We start from the raw sequence: 1,849 nt of genomic DNA on the forward strand, positions 1-1,849 counted from the left end.
TCTCGTTTCGCTCGGCTTCTATGGCGTCTCAGGCGACGCCCCCGCAGTTCTGCGGGTGGGGCTCGCGCTCCTCGGCTTCGCAGCGGGTGCGTTCTGCTGCGCCATAGTCGTCGCCTTCGCCGATCGTGCCCACCGGAACTATTCGCGGCGGATCCTTGCGGGGGAATCCGTCATCCTCGTCACTCTGACGGCACTGGCGGCATTCGCCGTCGTGGACGGCATGTGGGTCGCTGTCGCGATCAGTTTCGTCGCCGGCGCGCAGGGCAACGCTTTCCATCGAGAGCGAGGCATGTTGTACGGCAACGTGGCGGTCACCTTCGTGTTGCAGGCCGTCTTCAGCGACTTCGGCAGGGGGATCATGCGGCGCGTGCACGACGACGGCGAACGTCACCTCCTCCCCGCCATGGCATACCTCGCTGTGCTGGTCGGGTTCGCCGGGGGCGGGGCGGTGGGTTTCCTGCTCAACCAATGGTGGGATTCCTCATCGTTGCTCGTAGCGGCCCTCCTCACCGGGCTTCTGGCTGCACTGGCCTCGCCCCGAAAGAGCAACATCGATCCCGCTGAGGGCGTGCCGGGTCCTTGAGAAACGGTCTCGGTGTGCGGCGTGACCTTGGCGCGTTTGCTCAGCTTCCCGGCCCCGACCGCCCCGATTGCGGTCCTGGACTGGGGATCTCACGGATGGTCGACCTTGCCGCTTCGTGGAGACTGACCCTGATGGCATCCCACACGAAAGGACATCGCCGTGCTCACGGGACGGTCGGTCACCACACCACCACCGGTATTGGGTCCACATGAGAACCTGGCGGTCAGGGCACATGCGGCCAATTCCACACCGGCTCACCAGCATGCCAGCGGCGAACTCGGACGCACCATACGCAAAGAGCACGGTGATGCGGTCTGGGACCCGTCAGCCTCGGAGTCTCGTACTGCGACCAAGACAGTCCTCTTCGGTCGGGGGTCCGAACTCCGTGTGCTTGAAGGCTTCCTGGATGGACTGACCCGTACCGCCTCGTCGATGTTGTTGACGGGCGAGGCGGGGAGCGGGAAGAGCGCCCTCCTGTCCGCCGCGGCCGGCATCGCTGCGGACAGGGAAGTGAGCGTGCTCCGGGTGGCAGCGACCAGCAGCGAGACGAGTATCCCTTACGCCACTCTGCATCAACTGCTTCAGCCGGTCGCCCATCGGCTGCGGGAAGTGGAGACCGGGCATCAGACCGCGCTCCGTCGGGCGCTGGGATTCGAGGCCGGCCCGTCCCCCGATCCCCTCGCTCTCTACAACGCCGTCACCGCGCTGCTGCACCTGTCGGGGGGCGGCGCTCCACAGCTTCTGATCGTCGACGACATCGACCGAATCGATCCGCCAACGGCCTCGGTGATGTCGTTCTTGTCACGAAGACTCCGGGGACGTGGAGTGGGGATTCTGGCGTCAAGTCGATCCCGGCCTTCCTTGGCGGCAGATCGGCACCTGGTCCTGGGTCGCTTAGGCGTCGAGGACGCACGGTCGATGCTTCACGCTCTGGAGCCCAGGCTCCCGTCCCACGAGACCTCCGCGATACTGGTGCAGGCGGAGGGAAACCCGTCCGCAGTCGTGCACCTGCTCGCACGCGCCCGCGTCCGCCTGGGCCTACGTGCGGACCCGGGCCCTCGCTTTCCCCAGCAAGAGCTGAGGATAGAAGCCGATGAGGACCTTCCATCGCTTCCTCAGCGCACGCAGCGCGCACTCTTGCTGTTGGCGATCGATGACAAGAGCGACCTTCGCGTACTGCCGAGCGAGAATCTCACGATCGATGATCTTGCCCCGGCTGAACGTTCCGGCATCCTCACGATCGATGTCGAGACCTTGACCGCTCGG

Annotated in this window: 2 protein-coding genes; both read left to right on the forward strand. The window is 65.7% G+C overall.

Going from position 1 to position 1,849, the window contains the following annotated elements:
- On the forward strand, positions 1–583 hold a 583-nt coding region (locus AC062T_RS11765), incomplete at its 5' end, for a YoaK family protein (protein ID WP_476030245.1).
- A 159-nt stretch (positions 584–742) separates the two neighbouring features.
- Positions 743–1,849, forward strand: a 1,107-nt coding sequence (locus AC062T_RS11770; RefSeq protein WP_476030247.1) for an AAA family ATPase, incomplete at its 3' end; no start/stop codon positions are given.

The sequence above is a fragment of the Homoserinimonas sp. genome (assembly GCF_056262345.1).